The sequence below is a fragment of the Nocardioides sp. NPDC092400 genome, from assembly GCF_040684155.1.
In the GTDB taxonomy this organism is placed as follows: domain Bacteria; phylum Actinomycetota; class Actinomycetes; order Propionibacteriales; family Nocardioidaceae; genus Nocardioides.
In genome coordinates this window covers 112,397-135,579 of the sequence record NZ_JBFBFJ010000002.1, presented here as the reverse complement: position 1 = coordinate 135,579, position 23,183 = coordinate 112,397, and the positions used below count along the sequence as shown (strand labels likewise).

General features: G+C 73.9%; 20 protein-coding genes. 5 read left to right on the top strand and 15 right to left on the bottom strand.

Going from position 1 to position 23,183, the window contains the following annotated elements:
* The first annotated feature begins 9 nt into the window (after positions 1-9).
* Complete coding sequence (locus tag AB0N29_RS08140; protein ID WP_364865677.1) at positions 10-741, top strand: hypothetical protein; 732 nt, start codon at positions 10-12, stop codon at positions 739-741.
* A 35-nt stretch (positions 742-776) separates the two neighbouring features.
* Here AB0N29_RS08140 and AB0N29_RS08135 read toward each other — a convergent pair whose 3' ends face one another.
* A complete protein-coding gene (locus AB0N29_RS08135; protein WP_302268937.1) occupies positions 777-1,466 on the bottom strand; it encodes an SWIM zinc finger family protein in 690 nt (229 codons plus the stop codon).
* A gap of 1 nt (position 1,467) precedes the next feature.
* Entirely contained in the window at positions 1,468-4,281 is a 2,814-nt protein-coding gene (locus AB0N29_RS08130; protein ID WP_364865675.1) for a DEAD/DEAH box helicase, read from the bottom strand.
* A gap of 57 nt (positions 4,282-4,338) precedes the next feature.
* Between AB0N29_RS08130 and AB0N29_RS08125 the strand changes: the two genes are divergently transcribed.
* Both AB0N29_RS08125 and AB0N29_RS08120 read left to right on the top strand, forming a co-directional pair.
* Entirely contained in the window at positions 4,339-4,839 is a 501-nt protein-coding gene (locus AB0N29_RS08125) for a glutathione peroxidase (protein ID WP_302268935.1), read from the top strand.
* Between the two features lie 105 nt (positions 4,840-4,944).
* Complete coding sequence (locus tag AB0N29_RS08120) at positions 4,945-6,438, top strand: DHA2 family efflux MFS transporter permease subunit (RefSeq protein WP_302268934.1); 1,494 nt, start codon at positions 4,945-4,947, stop codon at positions 6,436-6,438.
* Positions 6,439-6,524: 86 nt separating this feature from the next.
* Here AB0N29_RS08120 and AB0N29_RS08115 read toward each other — a convergent pair whose 3' ends face one another.
* Positions 6,525-8,642, bottom strand: a complete 2,118-nt coding sequence (locus AB0N29_RS08115; RefSeq protein WP_364865672.1) for a RecQ family ATP-dependent DNA helicase — start codon at positions 8,640-8,642, stop codon at positions 6,525-6,527.
* Between the two features lie 209 nt (positions 8,643-8,851).
* Here AB0N29_RS08115 and AB0N29_RS08110 point away from each other — a divergent pair, with 209 nt between their 5' ends.
* Positions 8,852-10,213, top strand: a complete 1,362-nt coding sequence (locus AB0N29_RS08110) for an MFS transporter (RefSeq protein ID WP_364865670.1) — start codon at positions 8,852-8,854, stop codon at positions 10,211-10,213.
* A 19-nt stretch (positions 10,214-10,232) separates the two neighbouring features.
* Here the strand turns inward: AB0N29_RS08110 and AB0N29_RS08105 are convergent, their stop codons facing one another.
* Positions 10,233-12,176: a M13-type metalloendopeptidase gene (locus AB0N29_RS08105; RefSeq protein WP_364865668.1), complete on the bottom strand. Its 1,944-nt coding sequence runs from the start codon at positions 12,174-12,176 to the stop codon at positions 10,233-10,235.
* Positions 12,177-12,240: 64 nt separating this feature from the next.
* Here AB0N29_RS08105 and AB0N29_RS08100 point away from each other — a divergent pair, with 64 nt between their 5' ends.
* Entirely contained in the window at positions 12,241-12,537 is a 297-nt protein-coding gene (locus tag AB0N29_RS08100) for a putative quinol monooxygenase (RefSeq protein ID WP_364865666.1), read from the top strand.
* A 109-nt stretch (positions 12,538-12,646) separates the two neighbouring features.
* Here the strand turns inward: AB0N29_RS08100 and AB0N29_RS08095 are convergent, their stop codons facing one another.
* From AB0N29_RS08095 to AB0N29_RS08045, 11 genes are all read right to left on the bottom strand, one after another.
* Positions 12,647-13,612, bottom strand: a complete 966-nt coding sequence (locus AB0N29_RS08095) for an NADPH:quinone oxidoreductase family protein (RefSeq protein WP_302268929.1) — start codon at positions 13,610-13,612, stop codon at positions 12,647-12,649.
* A 10-nt stretch (positions 13,613-13,622) separates the two neighbouring features.
* Complete coding sequence (locus tag AB0N29_RS08090) at positions 13,623-14,300, bottom strand: MOSC N-terminal beta barrel domain-containing protein (RefSeq protein WP_364865663.1); 678 nt, start codon at positions 14,298-14,300, stop codon at positions 13,623-13,625.
* Positions 14,301-14,346: 46 nt separating this feature from the next.
* Positions 14,347-15,567: a M15 family metallopeptidase gene (locus AB0N29_RS08085; RefSeq protein WP_302268927.1), complete on the bottom strand. Its 1,221-nt coding sequence runs from the start codon at positions 15,565-15,567 to the stop codon at positions 14,347-14,349.
* Between the two features lie 70 nt (positions 15,568-15,637).
* A complete protein-coding gene (locus AB0N29_RS08080) occupies positions 15,638-17,029 on the bottom strand; it encodes an MFS transporter (protein WP_364865660.1) in 1,392 nt (463 codons plus the stop codon).
* Complete coding sequence (locus AB0N29_RS08075) at positions 17,026-17,625, bottom strand: TetR family transcriptional regulator (RefSeq protein ID WP_364865658.1); 600 nt, start codon at positions 17,623-17,625, stop codon at positions 17,026-17,028. The genes AB0N29_RS08080 and AB0N29_RS08075 overlap by 4 nt, the downstream gene beginning before the upstream one ends.
* Before the next feature lie 76 nt (positions 17,626-17,701).
* Positions 17,702-17,917, bottom strand: coding sequence for a ferredoxin (locus AB0N29_RS08070; RefSeq protein ID WP_302268923.1), 216 nt, complete (start codon positions 17,915-17,917; stop codon positions 17,702-17,704).
* A complete protein-coding gene (locus tag AB0N29_RS08065; protein WP_302268922.1) occupies positions 17,917-19,380 on the bottom strand; it encodes a fatty acid desaturase in 1,464 nt (487 codons plus the stop codon). Before AB0N29_RS08065 ends, AB0N29_RS08070 begins: the two co-directional genes overlap by 1 nt.
* A 108-nt stretch (positions 19,381-19,488) precedes the next feature.
* Positions 19,489-20,244, bottom strand: coding sequence for an ABC transporter permease (locus AB0N29_RS08060; RefSeq protein ID WP_364865656.1), 756 nt, complete (start codon positions 20,242-20,244; stop codon positions 19,489-19,491).
* Positions 20,241-21,281, bottom strand: a complete 1,041-nt coding sequence (locus AB0N29_RS08055; protein ID WP_364865653.1) for an ATP-binding cassette domain-containing protein — start codon at positions 21,279-21,281, stop codon at positions 20,241-20,243. Before AB0N29_RS08055 ends, AB0N29_RS08060 begins: the two co-directional genes overlap by 4 nt.
* Before the next feature lie 138 nt (positions 21,282-21,419).
* A complete protein-coding gene (locus AB0N29_RS08050) occupies positions 21,420-22,328 on the bottom strand; it encodes a glycosyltransferase family 2 protein (RefSeq protein WP_302268919.1) in 909 nt (302 codons plus the stop codon).
* Positions 22,325-23,101, bottom strand: a complete 777-nt coding sequence (locus tag AB0N29_RS08045; protein WP_364865650.1) for a CDP-alcohol phosphatidyltransferase family protein — start codon at positions 23,099-23,101, stop codon at positions 22,325-22,327. The genes AB0N29_RS08050 and AB0N29_RS08045 overlap by 4 nt, the downstream gene beginning before the upstream one ends.
* Between the last annotated feature and the right edge of the window lie 82 nt (positions 23,102-23,183).

Below are 23,183 nucleotides of genomic sequence, written 5' to 3'. Positions count from 1 at the left end.
GCTCGAAGCGTGCGTGGCCGGCTCGTCGCCCTCCTGCTCGCCGCGGTCCTCGGGGCCGGCGGCGGCGCGGCGACCGCCCTCCTCGACCCCCTCGGCGGCGACGACGGGGACGGCGGGACCGGCGGGACCGGCGCGAGCGCGGCCCGCGACCCGCTCCACCTCGGGGTGCCCCAGGTCGACCAGGCGTGCACCGGCGAGGCGCTCCTCGTCGTGGCGGTCGGGGACACGCCGACGGCGCTGCGCGGTGCCGTGGCCGACCACGGCACCGACGTCCGGTACCTGAGGGTCGACGACTCCTGCGACACCGAGTGGTCCCTCGACGAGGAGCGGCCGACGCCGACCTGGGCGGCGTACCTCGGCCCCTACGACGACCTCGCCGAGCCGTGCGCGGCCCGGATGACGCTGGACCACAAGGGCGACGGCGTCACCGTGCTCACCCCCGGCACCGACGACCTGGTCCGGTGCGTGTGCGTGCTGCCGACGACCGGCATGCCGCAACTGACCCTCGGCGGGCCCCTGGACCCCGAGCTGGGCATCTGGGTGCGTGCCCTGCAGGGCATGCTGGTCGACCTCGACCCGACCCGGTTCCCCGAGGAGCGGGTGACCGGGCGGTACGACGAGGCGACCGCCGCCCGGATGGAGCCCCTGCAGGCCTACCACGACATCGAGCCCGGCAGCCCGGTCGACGAGTCGAGCTGGCGGGCCGTGCGGGACCGGGTCTGCGGGTCCTACGGCTTCTGAGCCGCGCCGCACCTCCCCGCGCCTCGCCGGTCGGCTCAGAACAGGTGGTCCACCGGCCGCCCGTCGGCCAGCAGGTCGAGCGCCCGGGCGGCGCGGAGGGCGGCGTCGTACGCCGTGTCCGCGTCGACCTCGGCCGGGTCCTCCTCCGGAGCCGCCGGGCCCGAGCGGGCGTGCAGGCGCGCGAGCAGCTCGTCGCGCGGCAGCCCGCGCAGGTGCAGGAGCACGAACGGGTCGCCCTCGAGCAGCCACGCGAGCTGGTGCAGGACGGCCAGGGCGTGCACGCACGGGTCGGTCCACGACGTGCACGTGCAGGTCGCGCCCAGCTCCCCGCCGTACGGCAGCAGCTCGACGCCGGCGTCCTCCGCGTGCTCGACCAGGGTGTGCGGGAGGTCCCCGGCCAGCAGCGCGGCGACCCGGCCGGCCTCGGCGGCCACCGTCTCGACGAACGCCTGCCGCGCGGGCTCGTCGAGCACCGGCACCGTGCCGGAGGTCGTCCACAGTCCGCCGTCGTCCTCGACCGCCGCGACGAAGGTGCCGACGTCGACGATGATCCCGCCGATCCGGCCCGAGCGCGCGAGCCGGCGGGCGGCGACCAGGTCCGCCTCGTCGTACGCCGCCTCCTCGGCGGCGCGCAGCCACGCCCGGGCCCACCACGTGCCGGCCCGGGCGCCGCCCCGCCGCGCCGGGACGCGGGGGTGGACGACGCCTCGCCCGGGCGCGGTCACCTCACGCCTCCGGCCGCAGGGTGACCAGGTCGCGCAGGTCGGCGTCGGACAGCTCGGTCAGCGCGGCCTCCCCGCGGGCGAGCACCGAGTCGGCCAGCGCACGCTTGCGGGTGAGCAGCTCGGCGACCCGCTCCTCGATGGTGCCGCGGGTGATCATCCGGTGCACCTGGACCGGCTTGGTCTGCCCGATCCGGTAGGCGCGGTCGGTCGCCTGCTCCTCCACCGCGGGATTCCACCAGCGGTCGAGGTGGATGACGTGGTCGGCGCGGGTGAGGTTGAGCCCCGTGCCGCCGGCCTTCAGCGACAGCAGGAAGACCGGCACCGGGTCGGGATGGCCGGTGTCCTGCGACCCGGCCTGGAACCGGGCCACCATCGCCTCGCGCTCGCGCACGGGGGTGCCGCCGTGGAGGAGCTGGTGGCCGATGCCGAGACGGGTCAGGTGGGCCTCGACCAGGCGCGCCATGGCGACGTACTGGGTGAACACCAGCGCCGCCCCGCCCTCGGCGACCACGGTCTCGAGCAGCTCCTCGAGCAGGTCGAGCTTCTGCGAGCGGCCCGCGAGGCGCACGGCGCCGGACTGCTTGAGGAACTGGGCGGGATGGTTGCAGATCTGCTTGAGCCCGGTCAGCAGCGCCAGCACCAGCCCGCGGCGGGCCTCGGGGTCCGCCCGCTCGATCCGCTCCATCGTGTCGCGGACGAACGCCTCGTAGAGCACGACCTGCTCGCGGGTGAGCCGCAGCGGGTGGTCGGTCTCGGTCTTGGCCGGCAGCTCCGGCGCGATCCCCGGGTCGGACTTGCGGCGCCGCAGCAGGAACGGGTCGATCAGGTCGGCGAACTGCCGCGCCTTCGTGGGCTCCTGCCCCGACTCGATCGGCGCCGCCCAGACCTTGCGGAACGCCGCCCGGCTGCCCAGCAGCCCGGGGGTCGCCCAGTCGAGCACGGACCACAGCTCGGTCAGGTCGTTCTCGACCGGTGTGCCGGTCAGGGCGACCCGGGCCCGCGACGGCATGGTCCGCAGTGCGCGGGCGGTGGCGGACTGGGCGTTCTTCACGTGCTGCGCCTCGTCGGCGACCACCAGGTCCCACCCGACGTCGGCGAGCACGGCGGCGTCGCGGCGGGCGGTGCCGTACGTCGTCAGGACGAACCCGTCGTCCATGCCGGCCAGGCCCTCGCCGAGCCCGCCGAGGTCGCGGCTGGACCCGTGGAAGCGGCGCACCGGCGTGCCCGGGGCGAAGCGCGCGACCTCCGCCTCCCAGTTGCCGAGCAGGCTGGTGGGGCACACCACCAGCGTCGGGCCGGTCGCGCCCTGCTCGCGGCGGTGCAGGTGCAGCGCGATGAGGGTGATCGTCTTGCCCAGCCCCATGTCGTCGGCCAGGCAGGCGCCGAGGCCGAGCGAGGTCAGCTCGGCCAGCCAGGTGAGGCCGTGGCGCTGGTAGTCGCGCAGCTCCGCGCGCAGCGCTGCCGGGACCTCGACGGGCTCGCGGGTGGCGGCCGTCGTCAGCCGCTCGCGCACCCGCAGCAGGCTCGCGCCGACGACCACCTGCTCCTCGCTCTGCGCCCCGCCGGGGGCGGGGACCTGGACCGTCCCGGTCAGCGCCGCGGCGACGGCCTGCGCCGGGGTGGCGGTGCGGACCAGCCGCTTGCGGGCCCTGCGGGCGACGGCGGGGTCGACCACCGTCCAGCTGCCCCGCAGCTTGAGGACCGGCGAGGCCGCCTGCGCCAGCTGGTCCATCTCCTCGTCGGTCAGGGGCTCGCCGTGCAGCGCGACCTGCCAGCGGAAGGCGAAGAGGTCCTCGGTCCCGAGCAGCGGCTTGTTCAGCGGCTCCTCGCGGGTACCCGTCCCGCTCCGGGACGAGGTCGCGGACGCCGCGTCGAGCACGGTCGTGGTGGTGAAGTCGCGCCCCAGGCTGCGCGGCCAGAGCACGTCGACGCCGCGCTCGCGCAGGGCGCCCACGCCCTCCTCGAGCAGGCTGACGATCTCGTCGGTGTCGAGGGTGATCTGGTCGGGCACCCGCAGCTCGAGCAGCCGGTCGAGCACGGGCCACGCCTCCGCGGCCGCCCGCAGCGCGATCGTCGCGTGCGTCCGCGCCCGGTCCCCGAAGCCGTGGCCGGGATCCGCGCCCGTCCCGGTCCACAGCAACGCGGCGTCGCAGACGTGGAGCGGGTCCTGCTCGTCGTGGACCTGGAGGACGAGCCGGACGGCGCCGGCGACGAGCTCCTCCTCGTCGGCCTCCACCCGCAGCGAGACGGTGACGAGCTGGGGCAGGTCGCCGACCGGGCCCGCCGCGGTGCGGTTCCGGTCGATCCGCGCCTGGAGCCTGGCCGCGAAGTCGCGCTGCGCCGGCCGGCCCGCCGCGGGGCGCGTCGGACCGCCGGCCCCGGGCTGCCGGTCCGGGCGCTGCGGCCGGGGGGCCGTCCGCGGCACGGCGTCGGCGACCGCGTCGAGCACCTGGCGCACCAGCTCCTCCGCCGCCGCGGCGTCCACGCCGTCGTACGCCCGGGTGCGCGCGAGCATCTCCACCCGGTCGGTGTCGGACCCGTCGAGCGGCGCCATCCGCCACGAGGGAGGCCCGTCGCCGTCGGCCGGCTCGATCCGCCCGGCGGCGACCAGCCGCAGGCCGAGCAGGGCGGCTCCGGAGAGCAGCGCGACGCTCGGGTGGAGGTCGTCGCGGGCGTGGGCCTTGGTGAGCACCGGCAGTGCGGCGCGCACCGGAAGGCTCACGGTGCGCCGGTCGTCGCCGAAGTCGACCACGCCGTCCCGCGGCGGCTCGGCGGGCCGGAACCTGGCCGGGCCGGTGACGGGGACGAAGCTCACCCGCAGGACCGTAACCGCTCCTGCCGACGGTGCGGCCGGTGCCGGTACCGTCGCGCCATGAGCATCCTCGACCTCCCGATCAACCGGCTCGACGGGACGCCCACCACCCTGGGCGAGATCACCGGCGGCAAGCCGGCCCTCCTGGTCAACGTGGCGAGCAAGTGCGGGCTCACGCCGCAGTACGCCGGCCTCGAGGCGCTGCACGAGGAGCTGGCCGGCTCCGGGTTCACCGTCGTCGGCCTGCCGTGCAACCAGTTCATGGGCCAGGAGCCGGGCACCGCCGAGGAGATCGGGGAGTTCTGCTCCGCGACGTACGGCGTGACGTTCCCGATGACCGAGAAGATCGAGGTCAACGGCGAGGACCAGCACCCGCTGTACGCCGAGCTGGTGCGGACCCCGGACGAGAAGGGCGAGGCCGGCGACGTCCAGTGGAACTTCGAGAAGTTCCTCGTCGACCGCAGCGGCCACGTCGTCGCGCGCTTCCGCCCCGGCGTGGAGCCCGACGACCCGGTGCTGCGCGACGCCGCCCGCGCGCTCGCCTCCAGCAGCGGCGCCTGAGGGCGGCGCCGGCCCCCGGCCGGCAGGACCGGGGTGACCAACCGCACGGGCCCCGACGACCGAAGTCGGATGACCGAGGGTGAGAGCGGAGACTAATCTCCTCCGGTGAGCACCGATCTCTCCAGCACGCCCGGCGGGCCGGGCACGCCCGTCTCCGACAAGCTCGACCGGCAGGTCCTCGTGGTGGCCGGCGTCGTCGTCCTCGGCGCGATCATGTCGATCCTCGACATCACGGTCGTCTCCGTGGCCCTCGAGACCTTCCAGCGCGAGTTCGACGCGACCACCGCGCAGGTCGCGTGGACGATGACCGCCTACACGCTGGCCCTGGCCAGCGTGATCCCGTTGACCGGCTGGGCCTCCGACCGGTTCGGCACCAAGCGCCTCTACCTCTTGGCGATCGTCCTCTTCGCGGCCGGCTCGGCGCTCTGCGCGGTGGCCGACTCCCTCGAGGTGCTGGTCGCCTTCCGCGTCCTGCAGGGCCTCGGCGGCGGCATGCTCGTGCCGCTCGGCATGACGATCCTGACCCGTGCGGCCGGCCCGGAGCGGATCGGCCGGGTCATGGCCGTCATGGGCATCCCGATGCTGCTCGGCCCGATCTTCGGCCCGATCATCGGTGGCGCGCTGATCGACAACGCCAGCTGGCACTGGATCTTCCTGATCAACGTGCCGATCGGCCTCGTCGCGATCGTCTACGCCGCGAAGGTGCTGCCCAAGGACGACGTCGAGCCCTCCGAGACCTTCGACTGGCTCGGCATGGTGCTGCTCTCCCCCGGCCTCGCCGCGTTCCTGTACGGCGTCTCGACCATTCCCGAGACCGGCACCGTCCTGGACGCCGAGGTGCTGGTCCCCGCGATCGTCGGCCTGCTGCTCATCGCGGCGTTCGTGCCGTGGGCGCTCGCCCGGTCCAACAAGCACCCGCTGGTCGACCTGCGGCTGTTCACGAACGGCACGATGACCGTCGCGGTCATCGCGATGTCGCTGTTCGCGATCGCCTTCTTCGGCGCCAGCCTGCTCTTCCCGCTCTACTTCCAGAACGTCCGCGGCGAGGGCGCCCTGGACGCCGGCCTGCTGCTGGCCCCGCAGGGTGTCGGCGCGATGCTGGTGATGCCGGTCGCCGGCGTCCTCAGCGACAAGATCGGCCCCGGCAAGATCGTGCTCGCCGGCATCGCGGTGATCACGGTCGGCATGGGCATGTTCGCCACGCTCGACGCGACCACGTCGTACACGTTCCTGATGGCCGCGCTGTTCGTCATGGGCCTGGGCATGGGCGCCACGATGATGCCGATCATGTCCGCGGCGCTCCAGACCCTGCGCGGCCACACCGTCGCCCGCGGCTCGACGCTGCTCAACATCGTCCAGCAGGTCGCCGCCTCGATCGGCACCGCGATCTTCTCGGTGCTGCTCACCAACGGCATCAAGAACGACGTCGACCCGACCTCGGGCGACCCGGCCGCCATCGCCGGCGACTTGGCCGGCGTCTTCAGCGGCACCTTCTGGGTCGCCACCGTCATGGTGGCCGTCGTGCTGCTCCCGGCGTTCTTCCTGCCGCGCCGGCCCCCGGCCGAGCCGGTCGACCAGACCGCGCTGATGGGTCACTGACCCCTCGGTCACCCACCTCATCCCAGCCCTCGTGCTGCCCAGCGTGCGCCCCGGCGCACGCTGGGCAGCACGAGGCGTTTGCGGGGTCAGCCGGTGACGGCGAGGACCAGCGGGAACACCTCGGCCGCCCCCGCCCGCCGCAGCGCGCGGGCGGCGAGCGTCAGGCTCCAGCCGGTGTCGGTGCGGTCGTCGACCAGCAGCACCCGCGCGCCCTCCGGCACGTCGGCGTGCAGCGCCGAGCGGCGGCCGACCGCGGCCACCCGCTGGGCGGAGTTCATCGCGCCCTGCCCCGGGGCGACGTCGGGGTCGACGACTGCCCAGGTGCCGACCACCGGCACCCCGAGGTAGCGCGAGAGCCCCGCGGCGAGGTCGCTGGTGAGCGTGGGCCGGGTGGCCGACTCCACCGACACGATCGCGTCGACCCGCGGGCGCCACTCCTCGAGCACCTCGACGACGGCCCGCACGAGCGGCACGGGGACCGGCCCGTCGGGCGTGCCCGGCGCGAACAGCTCCCGCAGCGCCTGCCCGTGCCCGAGGTCGGTCAGCCGCGCCACGGCGCGCCCCTCGGACGCCCCCTCGGCGATCTTGCCCTTGAGGTCGACGCCGAGGTTGGCGAGCGCGGTCGGCCACATCTTGCGCGGCTCGACGACCACCCCCGGGCGCGACAGCCGCGCACCGGCCTCCTCCAGCGCCGCCGCCGACACCTCGGTCGACAGGTCGAGGCCGCCGCAGTTGTCGCAGCGCCCGCAGTCGGCCGCCTCCGGGTCGTCGAGCTGGTCGCGCAGGAAGCGCATCCGGCAGCGGTCGGTGGCGATGTAGTCGAGCATCGCCTGCTGCTCGCGCTCGCGCGCCTCGGTGACGCGGCGGTAGCGCTCCTCGTCGTAGCTCCAGTCCCGGCCCGTCGACTCCCACCCGCCGCGGACGCGGCGCACGGCGCCGTCGACGTCGAGCACCTTGAGCATCGTCTCCAGCCGGGTGCGGTTGAGCTCGACCCGGGTCTCCAGCGCGGCGGTGCTCAGCGGACGGCCCTCCGCGGCCAGGACCTCGAGGGTCTGGCGGACCAGCTCCTCGCGGGGGAAGGCCAGCGAGGCGAAGTAGTTCCAGATGTCGCGGTCCTCGGTGGCCGGCAGCAGCACCACGACCGCCTCGTCGGTGCCGCGGCCCGCACGTCCGACCTGCTGGTAGTAGGCGACCGGCGACGACGGCGCGCCCATGTTGACCACGAAGCCCAGCGTCGCGTCGAAGCCCATGCCGAGCGCGCTGGTCGCCACCAGCGCCTTGACCCGGCCGGCGGCGAGGTCCTGCTCGAGGGCCTGCCGCTCGGTGGTGTCGGTCTGGCCGGAGTACGCCGCGACGTCGTGCCCGCGCGAGCGCAGGTAGTCGGCGATCTCTTGGGTGGCGGCGACCGTCAGGCAGTAGACGATCCCGGACCCGGGCTGCTCGGCGAGGTGGTCGGCGAGCCAGGCGAGCCGCTGCTCGGCCGTCCTGAGCCGGACCACGCCCAGGCGGAGGGACTCCCGGTCCAGCGAGCCGCGGAGCACCAGCACCTGCTGGCCCAGAGGCCCGAGCTGCTCGGCGACGTCGGCGGTCACCCGCTCGTTGGCGGTCGCGGTCGTGGCCAGCACCGGGATGCCGTCGGGGAGCTCCGCCAGCAACGTGCGGATGCGGCGGTAGTCGGGCCGGAAGTCGTGGCCCCAGTCGGAGATGCAGTGCGCCTCGTCGACGACGAGCAGGCCGCAGGTCGCGGCCAGGCGCGGCAGCACCTCGTCGCGGAAGCCGGGGTTGTTGAGCCGCTCGGGGCTGACCAGCAGGACGTCGACCTCGCCGTCGCGGATGGCCTGGTGGACCGGCTCCCAGTCCTCGATGTTGGTGGAGTTGATGGTGACGGCGCGGATGCCCGCGCGCTCGGCGGCGGCGATCTGGTTGCGCATCAGCGCCAGCAGCGGGGACACGATTACCGTGGGCCCGGCCCCCTGCCCGCGCAGCAGCAGCGTGGCCACGAAGTAGACCGCCGACTTGCCCCAGCCGGTGCGCTGCACCACCAGGGCGCGGCGCCGGTCGACCGCGAGCGCCTCGATCGCCGACCACTGGTCCTCGCGCAGGACGGCGTCGTCCCTGCCGACCAGGGCGCGCAGGTGCGCCTCGGCCTGCTCGCGCACGTCGGTCGCGCTGCTCGGGGACGGGGCGGCCGCGGGAGAGGTCATGGCGACCTGTCTACCAGCGGCCACGGACGGTGCCGGAGCGCCCTCCAAGCCGGGCGGTCGCGCCGATCGGGTCATCGGCAACGCCTGCCACCGGGCGGCCCGCCCGGTGCTGCGCCGACAGGCCACACCTTCTATGGTTTGTCAGGTTGTTCACTGCACAAACTCATCCACAGCCGGTGGACGACGACGGACCAGTCGAGGAGACGATCATGGCAAGCACCACGGGAGCCGCGGCGACCAGCGCGGCCGCCGACCCCCGCCGGGTCGCGATGGCCTCGGCCGTCGGCGCCACCATCGAGTGGTACGACTTCTTCCTCTACGGCACCGCCGCCGGCCTGGTCTTCGACGAGCTGTACTTCAACGGCCTGGACGGACCGGCGGCGCAGTTCGCGGCGTTCGGCACGTTCGCCGTCGGCTTCCTCGCCCGGCCGGTCGGCGGGCTCGTCTTCGGCCACTTCGGCGACCGCATCGGTCGCAAGACGATGCTGATCTGGACGCTCATGATCATGGGGATCGGCACCGCGGTGATCGGCCTCCTGCCGACGTACGACCAGATCGGCGTGTGGGCGCCGGTGCTGCTCGTCGTGCTGCGGGTGCTCCAGGGCATCGGCGTCGGCGGGGAGTACGGCGGCGCCGTGCTGCTCGCGGTCGAGTTCGCGCCCGCGCGGCGGCGCGGGTTCTTCGGCAGCTTCGCCCACATCGGCGTGCCCGGCGGCCTCTTCCTGGCCAGCGGCGCCTTCGCGATCGCCTCGCAGCTGCCCGACGAGGCGTTCCTCGCGTGGGGCTGGCGCGCCTGCTTCCTGCTGAGCATCGTGCTGCTCGCCATCGGCGCGTGGATCCGGCTGAGCGTCATGGAGACCCCGTCGTTCCAGCGGGTGCAGGAGGAGAAGCAGGTCTCCGCGATGCCGGTGACCGAGCTGTTCGCCCGGCAGGGGCGGACCCTCCTCCTCGGCATGGGCACCCGGTTCATCGAGGGGTTCTCGTTCAACCTGTTCTCGGTCTACCTGCTCGCCTACGCCGTCGACGAGGTCGGCGTCACCAAGTCCACCGCCCTCAACTGCATCATGGTCGGCGCGCTGCTCGGCGTCGCGCTGGTGCTGGTGTCCGGGCGGCTCAGCGACCGGGTCGGCCGCCGGCCGGTCTACGCGTCCGGCGCGGCGTTCGCGCTGGTCTTCGCCTTCCCCGCCGCCTGGATGATCCAGACCGGCACGACCCTCGGCGTGTTCCTGACCTTCGTCGGCGGCCTCGGGATCGTCTACGGCTGGGTGTACGGCCCGCTGGCGGCGTTCTGGAGCGAGCTGTTCGACACCCGGTACCGCTACTCCGCGCTCAGCACGCTCTACCAGGTCTCGGGCATCCTCGCCTCCGGCCTCACCCCGCTCATCGCCGCCTGGCTGGTGACGAAGGGCGACGGCACGCTGTGGCTCGTGGCGACCTACAACGTCGTCGTCGCCGCGATCAGCTTGGTCTCGGTCTCTCTGCTGCCCGAGACCCGTGGCCGCGACCTGACGGTCGACCTCGCGCCCGTCGACGAGGGCGCGGCCGCCCGGCCGGAGCCGGCCGCGGTCTGAGGAGCGACCGACCCGGCACTCACCAGATCCGCACCCGCCGGTCGGGGTCGAGCCAGAGGCCGTCGCCCTCCCGGGTGCCGAAGACCTCGTGGAACTCGTCGAGGTTGCGCACGATGTTGGCGCGGAACTCCGGCGGGCTGTGCGGGTCGATGGTGAGGTACTGCTGCTCCTGCTGGGTGCGGCGCTTGGTCCGCCACACGTAGGCCCAGTTCAGGAACAGCCGGCGGCGGTCCTCCTCCGAGGCGGTGCCGCCCTCGGAGATCAGGAACGCCTTGTGGGCGATGGTGAGCCCGCCGAGGTCGCCGATGTTCTCGCCCACGGTCAGCGAGCCGTTGACGTGCTCGCCGGGCAGGTTGCGCGGCTCGAACGCGTCGTACTGCTCGATGAGCGCCCGGGACTTCACCTCGAAGGCGGCCTTGTCGTCGGCGGTCCACCAGTCGTGGAGGTTGCCCTCGCCGTCGTACTGCGCGCCCTGGTCGTCGAAGCCGTGCCCGACCTCGTGGCCGATGACCGCGCCGATGCCGCCGTAGTTCTCCGCCGGGTGGGCGTCGGGGCTGAAGAACGGCTTCTGCAGGATGCCGGCGGGGAAGCAGATCTCGTTGGTGCCGGGGTTGTAGTAGGCGTTGACGGTCTGCGGGAGCATGAACCACTCGTCGCGGTCGACCGGCGAGCCGATCTTGGCCAGCTGGCGGTCGGTCTCGAACGCCGCGGCGGCCGCGACGTTGCCGAGCAGGTCGGTCGCGCTGACCGACAGCGCCGAGTAGTCACGGAACTTCTCGGGGTAGCCGATCTTGGGGCGGAAGGTCGCGAGCTTCTCGTAGGCCCGCTGCTTGGTCTCCTCGGTCATCCAGTCCAGCTGGGAGATCGACTCGCGGTAGGCGGCGATCAGGTTCGCGACCAGGTCGTCCATCAGCGCCTTGGAGGTCGGCGGGAAGTGCCGCGCGACGTACTCCTGGCCCACGGCCTCACCGATCGCGCCCTCGACGAACGCCACGCCGCGCTTCCACCGCGCGCGCAGCTCGGGGGTGCCGTTGAGGGTGCGGCCGTAGAAGTCGAAGTTGGTCTCGACGAAGTCGTCGGTGAGGTACGGCGCGGAGGAGCGCAGCACGTGGCTGAGCATCCACGGGCGCCACGCGTCGATCGGGACCTCGTCGAGCACCGTCGAGAGGTGGCCGAAGAACGACGGCTGCCGCACGCACGCCTCGGCGACGGTCTCGTCGTTGCCGCCGAGGTTGGTGACGTAGGCGTCCCAGTCGAAGGCCGGGCACAGCTCCTTGAGCTCGGCCAGCGTCATCAGGTTGTAGGTCTTCTGGACGTCGCGGGTCGCCGCGCGCTCCCAGTGGCCCGCGGCCAGGCGGGTGTCGATCTCCAGCACGGTGCGCGCCGCGGCCGCGGCGTGGGGGTGCTCGGCGAGGGTGAAGAGCTGCTCGAGGTAGCCCAGGTAGGCCTCGCGGACCTCGGCGAACTTCTCCTCGCGGTAGTACGACTCGTCCGGCAGCCCCAGCCCGCCCTGGACGAGGTGGAAGAGGTAGCGGTCCGAGCGGCGGTCGTCGGTGTCGACGTAGGACCCGAACAGCCCGTGGCCCCCGACCCGCTCGAACTCGCCGAGGAACGCCGCCAGGTCGCGCACGTCGCGCAGCCCGTCGACCGCGTCGATCAGCGGCCGCACCGGGCGCAGCCCGTGCCGCTGGATCGCCTCGGTGTCCATGAAGGAGGCGAACAGGTCGCCGATCTTGCGCGCGTCCTCGGTCATCGTCGCGGGATCGCCGGCGGCGAGCTCCTCGATGATCTGCCGGACGTGGTCCTCTGCGGCGTCGGCCAGCTGCACGAACGGGCCCCAGCTCGACCGGTCGCTGGGGATCTCGGTCTCGTCCAGCCAGCGCCCGTTGACGTGGCCGAACAGGTCGTCCTGCGGGCGGATGTCGGGGTCCATGCCCGGGCGGGCGTCATCGAGGATCGTCACGGGATCGACCCTAACCGGCGCGACCCACTGCCCCGGCCCGCACGCCGCCGCTAGGTTCGGCGCCATGAGCACCCCGATCCGCGTGGTCGCCACGCTGCCCGTCCAGCCCGACCACGCCGACGCCGCCCGCGCCGCGCTCGCCACCCTCGCCGCCGCCAGCCTGGCGGACGACGAGGGCTGCCTGCAGTACGACGCCTTCGAGTCCGCCACCGCGCCGGGCACCTTCGTCACCATCGAGGCGTGGGAGTCCCAGGCCGCCATCGACGCCCACATGTCCGCCCCGCACGTGGCCGAGGCCTTCGCCGTGCTCGGCCCGGTCCTCGCCGGGGACGTCGCGATCCACCCGCTCCGCGCGGTCTGAGCGGTCGCGGGCCTGAGCGGTCGCGGCTTGCAACGCGCTTTCCGGTGATCTACCGCGCCGCTCCACCGGCGCGGCAGCTCCCCGAACGGCGCGTTACATCCCGCCGACCTCAGCCACGGACGCGGACGACCGACTTCCCGAGCGTCCGGCGGGCCTCCATGTCGAGCAGGGCCTGGGAGAAGTCGTCGAGCGGGTAGGTCGAGCCGATCGGCGGCTTCACGACGCCGGAGGTCATCATCGGCACGAGGCGCTCCCACTGCTGGTGCATGTAACCGGGGCGGACCATCGCGTAGGCGCCCCAGCCAACGCCGCGCACGTCGACGTTGTTGAGCAGCAGCCGGTTGACCTTGACCTGGGGGATGCCCTGGCCGGCGGCGAACCCGACGACCATGAGCCGGCCCTGCGGGGCGAGCACGCGCAGGGAGTCGGTGAACAGGTCGCCGCCCACCACGTCGACCACCACGTCGACGCCGACGCCGCCGGTGAGCTCCTTGGCGGCGTCCTTGAACCCCTCGACCAGCACGGCCTCGTCGGCGCCGGCGGCGCGGGCGACCCCGGCCTTCTCCTCGGTGGAGACCACCGCGACGACCCGCGCGCCCATCCCCTTGGCGACCTGGATGGTGGCGGTGCCGACGCCGCCGGCGGCGCCGTGGACCAGCACGGTCTCGCCCTCGCGCAGCCCGGCGCGCTCGTGGAGGGTGAAGTCGGCGGTGAGGTAGTTCATCGGCAGCGCCGCGCCCTCGTCGTACGACAGCTCGTCGGGCAGCGCGAAGACGAAGTCGGCCGGGTTGGCGACCAGCTCGGACGCCCCGCCCCAGCCGCCCACGCCGGCCACCCGCTGGCCGGGCTCGAAGCCCGGGCCCGACACGACCGTGCCGGCGAAGTCGACGCCGAGGGTGAACGGCGGCTCGGGCTTCATCTGGTACTCGCCGCGGCTCAGCAGCAGGTCGGGGAAGGACACCCCGACGCTGTGGACCTCGACGAGCACGTCGCCCGCGCCCGGCGTGGGCTCGTCGACCTCCTCGACACGGACGTCGGCGGGACCGGTGGTGGCGAGGACTCTGGCGGCGCGCATGCAGGCGAGGCTAGCGACCGGCGAGGACCGCGTCGTCCCCGACCGCGACCGGCCCCGGCCCCACGACGTCGACCACGACGCCCGCGCACCCGTCGTTGAGCCGGGTGGTCTCGTGGAGCACCTCGGTGCCCACCATGACGCACCGCGGCATCGGCTCGCGCACCCGCAGCACCAGCCCGCCACCACCGACCCGCAGCTCCCGCCCGGACCAGCCGTCCTCGGCGAACGCCTCGAGGCCCGGCACGTCCAGCACCAGGTTCGCGCGCAGGACGACCCCGTCGGTGGCCAGCCGGCCCAGCGTGGCGGTGGTGACCAGGTGCAGCGGGCCCTCGTCGTGGTGGGCGACGTCCGCCTCCGGGGCCAGGGCGACCGGCCGGCCGACGTACGCCGTGAGCGCCTCGTCCAGCTCGGCGTCGGGGGCCCGCCAGGACCGCCCGTCGGGGAGGGCGACCACCGGCCCTTCGCCCACCCGGCCCCCGTCGTACGTCGCGTGGAGCTCGAGCAGCCCGGCCATCCTGCGGAACCGCCGCGTCGACTTGCCGCTGCCGAGCTTGCCGTCCGGCTCGCGCACCGCCCAGGCCCGGTCGCCGACGAGACCGCGCAGGTCCACGTCCACCCGCTCGAGGCGCTCGCCCTGCAGCGACTTCACCGGGAACCGGTGCAGCTCGACGACCCGTCCGATCGCCACGCCGGGCTCCACGCCCCGCTCCACGACCCGCCCCACGCCCGGCCGGTCAGGTCCGGGGCTCGACGATGGCGACCATCTCGAAGTGCATCGGGTCGGTGTAGCGCCAGTCGCCGCCCCACCCGAAGCCCCACTTCTTGAAGATGTCCACCACCGTGCGGTCCATCTCGCCGACGGTGCCGCGCAGGTTGCCGGGGACGTTGAAGTCGAGCGCCAGCCCGAAGGAGTGGTTGGAGAGCTTCGTCGAGCCGGCGATGAAGCGCGGGTAGTAGCAGCCGGCGTACTCGTCGGGGTGGATCTCGTCGGCGAGGCCGCGGTCGACGACCTCCTGCAGGGCCGCCCGCAGCTGCGGGAAGATCGCCTTGTTGCAGGTCACCGAGCCGAGGATCGGCACCGGCTCGGTGCGGATGTGCTCGGTGACCCAGGCCGGCTCGGGGGCGATCCGGCCCCCGCCGAGCACGGTGTAGTTGAAGGTGCCGACCGCCTCGGCGACCGTCCCGACCAGGAACGCGGTCTGCTTCACGCTGGTGTCGAGGTCGGGGCCGAGGATCTGCACGGAGGCCTCGTCGCCGGCGATCTCCTGGATCGGCTTGCGCAGCGCCTGGGGGGCGGTGATGTCGGCGGAGACGAGCAGCGCGTTGCCGGGCTTCATCCCGAGCGCCTCGCCCCACTTCTCGTTGACGACCGCGTCGACCTGCGGGACCTGCGCGACGTAGGCGCCGACGTGGGCCTTGGGCGCCTTGGTCGAGTTGCCCAGCGACAAGAAGCCCTGCTCGTCCATCGGGATCTTCGTCTTCATCTCCGGCAGGACGGCGATCTCGCCGGCCGCGACGCGCTTCCACGCCTCGAGCAGCCGGGCGCTCGCACGGTCCGGCACGAAGCGGCGGTACGTCGCCGGGTCGACCGCGGCGAGGTTGATGACCTTCTCCTCGACCGGCACCTGCGCCATGGCCAGCGGCTCGACGGCGTCGACGCCCCGCAGGCCCTCGATCCGCTCCACCATGTCGTCGCTGAGCGGGTCCTGGCTGTAGACGAGCATGTCCGGGCCCTCGAGGGTGCTGCCCCGCAGCGGGCCGGGCGGCTCGACGGCGAACGCGCCGACCGGGGCGGCGCGACCGCCCTCGGGCCGGGGCGCGGTGTCGACCGAGCCGACGGCGGAGCCGGACGGGGCGGGTGCGGGCTCCGGGGTGGTCTCCGCCGACGTCGCGCAGGACGTCAGGAGCAGCAGGGTCGCCGCCACCAGCGGCGTCCAGGCACGCGTCGCTCCCACCGGTCCTCCCTCCGAGCTCTCCCGCCGCCCAGGGTAGGCCGGGTCCGCAACGCCCGCGCCCGAACCCGGCTCACTCCTCCAGGACGTCGCTGCGGACGAGGACCCACGACACCGCACCGCCGAGGGCCAGCAGGCCCGCGCATGCGATCATCGCGGTGCGGTACGCCGCGTCGAGCGCGACCGGGTCGGCGTACTGGTCCCCGCCGAGGCCGACAGCCACCGGCAGCGCGGCGACGGCCAGCAGCGAGCCGGCCCGGGCGACCGCGTTGTTGACCCCGCTGGCCAGCCCCGCCTGCTGGTCGGGGGCCGCCGCGAGCACGGTCGCGGTCAGCGGCGCGACCATCAGCGCCAGGCCGAGGCCGAAGACGGTGAGCCCGGGCAGCACGTCGCGCAGGTAGTCGACGTCCTCGCCGACCGCCAGCAGCAGCAGGACGCCGGCCGCCATGACGAGCGGGCCGACGGTCATCGGGATGCGCGGCCCGATCCGGGCCCCGAGCGCGCCGCCGCGCGCGGCCAGCAGCAGCATGCAGACCGTGACCGGCAGCGTCGCGGTGCCGGCCGCCAGCGCGGCGTACCCGCCGACGGTCTGCAGCTGCAGGACCAGGAAGAACATCACCGCGCCGAGCGCGGCGTAGACCAGCAGCGTCATCGCGTTCGCGGCGCTGAAGGTGCGGTCGGCGAAGAGCGCCGGGTCCAGCATCGGGTCGGAGCGCCGGCGCTCGACCACCACGAAGGCCACGAGCGCGAGCACGGCGAGGACCGCCGCGGCCGGCGCCAGGTCCCCGCCCCACTGGATCAGCGCGTACGTCGTGCCGGCGAGGCCGAGGGTGGCCAGGACGGCGCCCGCGACGTCCAGCCGCCCGGAGGCGCCCGGGTCCCGGGTCTCGGGCACCGACCGCAGCGCGACCAGCACGGTCACCGCGGCGAGCGGCAGGTTGACCAGGAAGATCCACCGCCAGCTCGCGTGGTCGACCAGCACGCCGCCGACGAACGGCCCGACGGCGGTCGCGATCCCCCCGAGGCCCGACCAGGCACCGATCGCCCGCGGCCGGTCCTCGGGCACGAACGCGCCCTGGATCATCGCGAGGCTGCCGGGCGTCAGCAGCGCCCCGCCGACGCCCTGGAGCACCCGCGCGGCGATCAGCGTCTCCGCGTTCGGCGCCAGGCCGCAGGCGAGGCTGGCCAGCGCGAACCACACGGTCCCCACGACGAACACCCGGCGGCGGCCGAACCGGTCGCCGAGCGAGCCGCCGAGGAGGATCAGGCTGGCCAGCGAGAGCAGGTAGCCGTTGGTGATCCACTGCAGCTGGGCCAGCGAGGCGTCGAGGTCCTCGCCGATGCGCACCAGCGCCACGTTGACGACCGTGCCGTCGAGGAGCGTCATCCCCGAGCCGAGCGTCGCGGCGGCGACGACGGCCCGGCCGGACGGGGTGCCCAGCCGGACGCCGGCGGGGCCGCTCACCCGACGCGGACGCGCAGGACGCGAGCGGCGAGCCAGGCCAGCCGGTCGGCGGTCGTGGCCGGCAGCGCGGAGGGCTGCATGACGTGGCTGAGCACGACCCGGACGACCATGTCGATCGCGGCGTCGAGCTGCTCGGGCTCGAGGTCCACGTCGTACGGCGCGATCCGCTCGGCGACCACGCCCTGCGCCGCGACGAGCAGCGACTCCGACTGCGTGGTCAGCAGTGGGAGGAGCTCGGTGTCGGCGCCGTGGGTCGCGCTCACCACCGCGTGCAGCAGCGGGTTGTCCTGGGCCAGCTCGAGGACCGAGCGGGTCGCCTCGCGGATCGCTGCGACCAGGTCGTCGGGGTGCTCGTCGAAGGCGAGGGTCACGACCCCGAGGAACCGCTCGAGCTCGCGAGCGATGATCGCCTCGGCGAGGCCGGCCTTGGTGCCCATCTCGTTGTAGACGGTCTGCCGGCTGACGCCGACCTCGTCGGCCAGGCGCCCCATCGTCACCCGGGCCCAGCCGACGTCGATGGTGAGCCGCACCGCGGCGTCCACCACGCGGTCGCGCGTCGTGGTGGGCGCCGGGGTGGGCGCCGGGGACGTCGTCATGCGGCCAGTCTAGGAAGCAGACCCCGGACCGGGGCCGGACGGCAGGGGGAACCGCCCTGCCCCGGCCGGGGTGGTCTCAGGCGGGGGCCAGGGCCAGGGCGAGGACCGGGCAGGACTCCACCGCGGCGTGGACGCGGCCGCGGTCGGCCTCGGCCGGTGTCTCGGCCAGGACGTGCAGGACCTCGTCGTCGTCGAGCTCGAAGTAGTCCGAGGCCATCGCCTCGCACATCCCGAGCCCCTCGCAGCGGTCCCGGTCGACGGTGATCCGCACCGGTCCGGCGGGCGCGCCCATCAGGCGTCCGCCCCGGTCAGCGGCACGAAGTCGACCTTCTCGCGCACCCCGCAGTCCGGGCAGCACCAGTCGTCGGGGACGTCGGCCCACGCGGTGCCCGCCGCGAAGCCCTCGTGCTCGTCACCGGCGGCGACGTCGTAGACGTACGCACAGCTCGGGCAGCGCGCGGCCAGCACCTCCTCGGTCGCGCCGGGGGTGCGGTCGGCGCGCTCGGCCGCCGTCGGCTCCGCGACCGGCGGCGGGTACGCCGCCAGCAGCCGCTCGCGCCGGCCGGGCTGGATGTTCGCGCGGGTCAGGTCGCCCCCGAAGTGCGCGTGCACCCGCGGGTCCATCACCCGGCGCCACAGCGGCGGGACGAGCGCGAGGACGATCATCCCGGCGTACCCCGTGGGGAGGACCGGCGACTCCTCGAAGTCCCGGAGGGTCTGGTAGCGGCGGGTGGGGTTCGCGTGGTGGTCGCTGTGCCGCTGCAGGTGGTAGAGCAGCACGTTGGTGGCGATGTTGTTGGAGTTCCACGAGTGCGAGGGGTCGACCCGCTCGTAGCGCTGCCGCTCGCCGACGCCGACCTTCTGGCGCAGCATCCCGTAGTGCTCCATGTAGTTGACGACCTCCAGCAGCGAGAAGCCGACCACGGCCTGGAGCAGGAGGTACGGCAGCACCTCGACGCCGAGCCAGGCGACGACCCCGCCCCAGAGCACCGCCGACATCACCCAGGCGTTGAGCACGTCGTTGCCCGGACGGAACGGGTGCTGCTCCTTCCGCGCGTAGCGACGCTTCTCCAGGTTCCAGGCGCTGCGCAGCGAGCCGAGCACCGTGCGCGGCCAGAACCGGTAGAACGTCTCGCCGAGGCGGGAGGACGCCGGGTCCTCGGGGGTGGCGACGCGGACGTGGTGGCCGCGGTTGTGCTCGATGTAGAAGTGGCCGTAGAAGCTCTGGGCCAGCGCGATCTTGGACAGCCAGCGCTCGTGGCTCTCCTTCTTGTGGCCCAGCTCGTGGGCGGTGTTGATGCCGATCCCGCCGATGCACCCGATGGAGATCGCCAGGCCGACCGCCTCCCAGGTGGCCAGGTCGCCGCCGCCCCGCCCGACGCCGGCCAGCGGGTCGCCCGCGGCGATGAGGTACATCGCGCCGAGGAACCCGGCGTACTGCACCGGGAGGAAGAGGTAGGTCACCCACCGGTAGTAGCGGTCCTCCTCGAGCGCCTCGATCAGGTCGTCGGGCGGGTTCGAGCGGTCCAGACCGGCCACCAGGTCGATCGCCGGCACGACCACCAGGATCACGACGGGGCCGATCCAGAACCAGCCGCCGAAGCCGGTCAGCTTCCAGCCGGCGTAGGCCAGGAATGCCAGCGAGGGCACCACCAGGCCGATCAGCCACAGGTAGCGCTTCTGGTCGGTCCACTGCTCGGTCGAGCCCTGCGGGACGGTGCTGTGCGGCGTGCGGTGCGGGACGGCGCTGCTCATCGGCGTACCTCCTGGCGGTGCGGGGTTTACACGACCATAGGGTCTGTAAACCTCGCTTGACAAGAGGTACGCCGATGTAAACCCCGCGGGGAACGCGTGGCGGTGCGGTCAGGCGTTCTCGCGCCGGAACACCGCAGTGCCCCACCAGACGGCGAGGCCGAAGAGCAGCACCGTCCAGCCCACGCCCCAGCCCATCACCGAGGCGTCGAACTCACCGAAGAACGCCCCGCGCACCGCGTCGACGACGTGGCGGATCGGCATGAAGTCGGCCAGCGTGTCGAGCCAGGCGGCGCCGAAGCTCATCGGCAGCAGGATCCCCGAGAGCAGCAGCACCGGCATCATCACCAGGTTGATGACCGGCGCCATGACGTCCTCGCTCTTGACCGTCAGCGCGAACGCGTTCGACGCCGCGGCGCAGGCGCCGCCGAGCAGGATCGTGAGCACGATGCCCAGCAGGATGCCGCCGGGGTTCCACTCCATCCCCATGACCAGGCCGAGGGCGACGAGGATCAGCGCCTGGACCAGCAGCTGGAGGAGGTCGCGGCCCAGCCGGCCCATCAGCAGCGCCGACCGGCTCGCCGGCGTCACCCGCTCGGCCTCGATCACGCCCTCGCGCCACTCCCCGATCAGGCTGAAGCCGGCGAAGAACGCGCCGAAGATGCCGAGCTGGACGAGCATCCCGGGGACGAACCAGGTGTACTGGTTGACGCCCAGCTGGCCGATCACCGGCTCGAGCAGCGGCCCGAACAGCAGCAGGTAGAGCACCGGCTGCAGCATCCCGATGATCACCCAGGCCGGGTTGCGAAGGTTCATCCGCAGCTGACGGTTGAAGACGATCGACGTCTCGCGCAGGAAGGTGGTCATCGGGCGACTCCGGAGGTGCTGGCGACGGTCTGGGTCTCGTCGGGTACGTCGGCGGCCGGCTCGGTCGCCTCGGCCGTGGCCTCGGCGTCCCGCAGCGACCGGCCGGTCAGGGTGAGGAACACGTCGTCGAGGGTCGGCCGGGCCACCTCGATGGAGTCGAGGGTGACCCCGGAGGCCTCCAGGTCGCGCAGCAGCCCCGGCACGGCCCGGCCGGCGCGCGAGACCCGGCCGCGGACGTGGCGTCCGTCCACGACGACGTCCGGCGCCAGCGACGCCAGCTTGTCCCGGGCGACCGGCACGTGCTCGTCGGCGTTGACCTCCAGGTCCACCAGGTCGCCGGCCACCTGCGCCTTGAGGCTGTCGCTGGTGTCGCTGGCGACGATCCGGCCCCGGTCGATGATCACGATCCGGTCGGCCAGGGCGTCGGCCTCGTCGAGGTAGTGGGTGGTCAGGAAGACCGTCGCGCCCTGCTCGGTGCGCAGGCCCGCGATGTGCTCCCACAGGTTCGCCCGCGCCTGGGGGTCCAGGCCGGTGGTCGGCTCGTCGAGGAAGACCAGTGACGGGGAGTGGATGAGCCCCATGACGATGTCGAGCCGGCGCTTCTGCCCGCCCGACATGTTCTTGGGCATCCGGCGCCACAGCCCGTCGAGCTGCAGCCGGTCGAAGAGCTCCTGGCCCTTCGCGACCGCGTCTTTGCGCGACATCCCGTAGAGCATCCCGTGGTCGACGACCTCGTCCCCGGCGTAGGCCCCGGAGAAGGTCGAGCCGACCTGGCTGCAGTAGCCGATGCTGCGGCGCACCTGCACCGGCTGCGTCGCCACGTCGTACCCCGCGACCGTCGCGGTGCCGGCCGTCGGCCGCAGCAGCGTGGTCAGCATCCGCAGCGTGGTGGTCTTGCCGGCGCCGTTGGGGCCGAGGAAGCCCACCACCTCGCCCTCCGCGACGTCGAGGTCGACGCCGTCGACGGCCTGGACGGCCTTCTTCTCCTTCCCCCGACCGGTGTGGAAGGTCTGCACCAGTCCCCGTGCATGGATCATCCGCGCTCCTTCGTCCGTGGTGGGCACCGCCAGTGTCCGGCGCCCTCGCGCGCGCGTCGACCGCTTTCCGGCGCGGCCGCGCCCGCCGCCACGACGTCCGACCCGGCCCGGCGGGCGGACTCATCGGTGCGCGGGTGCTCAGATCCCGTGGCCCCGCTGGTGGGCGAGGTGGAGCAGGCGCTCGGCGCTGACCACGTGCATCGCGACGGCGGCCGCGAGGTAGGCGCGGGGCTCCAGCGGTGCGACCCGGACGGTGCGCAGCACCGCGCGCCGGGCCTCGGGACGGCCCAGGGCGGCCAGCGCGAACGCCCGCCGGCCGTAGAGCCGGCCCAGCGCCCGCGGGTCGCGGTGGAAGACGGCGTGCTTGCCCAGCGAGTAGTCGATCGCGTCGACGATCGTCTGCCACTGGTGGGAGAACTGCGAGCCGCCCCAGCGCACCCGCACGAGCGGCCGCGGGACGACCGCGACCGGGGAGACCGCCGCCGCGCGCAGCAGCCAGTCGAAGTCCTCGCCGTAGCTGCCGGGGATCTCCTCGTCGACCAGGCCGATCCGCGAGACGAGCGCCTCGCGGCGGACCAGCACGCTCGAGGGGTGGGCCGCCATCACGCGCCGGCGCGCGAGGTTCTCCAGGCGGAGCTCGTCGGCCGCCGGGACGCGGTCCACGCTGTGGCCGTCGTACTCCACGGTGATGCCGGTGACCGAGGTGTCGGCGCGCTGCGCCTCCAGGACGGCGAGCTGGGCGGCGAGCTTCTCCGGCAGCCACACGTCGTCGTCGTCGCAGAAGGCGACCAGGTCGGCCTCGCCGGCGAGGATCCCCGTGTTCCGGCCCCCCGCCAGCCCGGGGGTGCGGGTGTTGGTCAGCACGCGGACGCGCCGGCCGGGCCGCTCCTCGGCGACCGACGGGTCCGGCTCGCACTGGTCGAAGACCACGAAGCAGGTGATCTCGCAGTCCGCGTCCTGGTCCAGCACCCCGGCGATCGCCCGGCGCAGGAGCTCGGGGCGGTTGCGGGTGGCGATGACGACGTCGACGCTCGGGGACGGGCTCACGGGGTGGCTCCTTCGGGCAGCAGCGGGTCGAGCGCGGGGACGTCCGAGGGAGTCCGGGCGTCGAGGTGGCCGGCGATGCGCCAGATGCGGCGGGCGTTGAGGAGGTCGGCCAGGACGTAGAAGGCCAGCGCGGTGGCGATCGCGGCCGGCAGCGCGTCGGCCGGGAGCAGCAGGGGGGCCAGCCCGAGCGTCGCGATCTCGACCTCGACGGCCCACGGCACGGCCGAGACGCCGTGCCGGTCGCAGAACCCGGTCCACCCGCCCAGGAGCCCCCCGGACCGACGCCACCGGTGCGCCGCCCCGCCGGTGCCGAGGCCGGCCTCCGCCGCGAGGCGCTTGCGGTGGCCGAGCTCCCAGTTGTAGAGCCCCAGCGCGCCGAGCACGGCCAGCGGCCAGGCCGGGCCCAGGCGACCGGTGTCGACGAGGTACCAGCCCAGCGCGGCGTACGCCGCGGTGACGCCGATGATGTCGGCGCCGAGGTCGGCGAACGCCCCGCGCGTGGAGCAGGTCCCCTGCAGCCGGGCGACCGTGCCGTCGAGGCAGTCGACGAAGAAGCGCAGCACGAAGAGCGCGCCCCCGGTCCGCAGCCGGCCGGTGGCCAGGCAGGTGGCCGCCGCGAGGCCGAGCGCCAGCGCAAGGGCGGTCAGCCGGTTCGGCGTGACGCCCCGCACCCGCGCCAGCCGTCGGGCCAGGGGCACCGCGACGGGGTCGACGGCGAAGAAGGTCCACAGCTCGGTGAGCTGTCGCCCGGGTTCGGGTCGGCTGGCAGCCATGCGTCCACCTCCGTGTGCGGGGTCGGTCGGCCGGGTGCCCAGCGAACCCCGCGAGGGGCGGCCGGGGGGTCACCAATTTCGG

What these genes read in the sequence shown, in the direction of transcription:
- AB0N29_RS08125 (WP_302268935.1), top strand. Translation starts at nt 4,339, where the DNA reads ATGAGCATCCTCGACCTCCCGATCAACCGGCTCGACGGGACGCCCACC.
- AB0N29_RS08055 (WP_364865653.1), bottom strand. Translation starts at nt 21,281, where the DNA reads ATGATCCATGCACGGGGACTGGTGCAGACCTTCCACACCGGTCGGGGG.
- AB0N29_RS08045 (WP_364865650.1), bottom strand. Translation starts at nt 23,101, where the DNA reads ATGGCTGCCAGCCGACCCGAACCCGGGCGACAGCTCACCGAGCTGTGG.
- AB0N29_RS08060 (WP_364865656.1), bottom strand. Translation starts at nt 20,244, where the DNA reads ATGACCACCTTCCTGCGCGAGACGTCGATCGTCTTCAACCGTCAGCTG.
- AB0N29_RS08115 (WP_364865672.1), bottom strand. Translation starts at nt 8,642, where the DNA reads ATGACCTCTCCCGCGGCCGCCCCGTCCCCGAGCAGCGCGACCGACGTG.
- AB0N29_RS08075 (WP_364865658.1), bottom strand. Translation starts at nt 17,625, where the DNA reads ATGACGACGTCCCCGGCGCCCACCCCGGCGCCCACCACGACGCGCGAC.
- AB0N29_RS08065 (WP_302268922.1), bottom strand. Translation starts at nt 19,380, where the DNA reads ATGAGCAGCGCCGTCCCGCACCGCACGCCGCACAGCACCGTCCCGCAG.
- AB0N29_RS08095 (WP_302268929.1), bottom strand. Translation starts at nt 13,612, where the DNA reads ATGCGCGCCGCCAGAGTCCTCGCCACCACCGGTCCCGCCGACGTCCGT.
- AB0N29_RS08110 (WP_364865670.1), top strand. Translation starts at nt 8,852, where the DNA reads ATGGCAAGCACCACGGGAGCCGCGGCGACCAGCGCGGCCGCCGACCCC.
- AB0N29_RS08100 (WP_364865666.1), top strand. Translation starts at nt 12,241, where the DNA reads ATGAGCACCCCGATCCGCGTGGTCGCCACGCTGCCCGTCCAGCCCGAC.
- AB0N29_RS08070 (WP_302268923.1), bottom strand. Translation starts at nt 17,917, where the DNA reads ATGGGCGCGCCCGCCGGACCGGTGCGGATCACCGTCGACCGGGACCGC.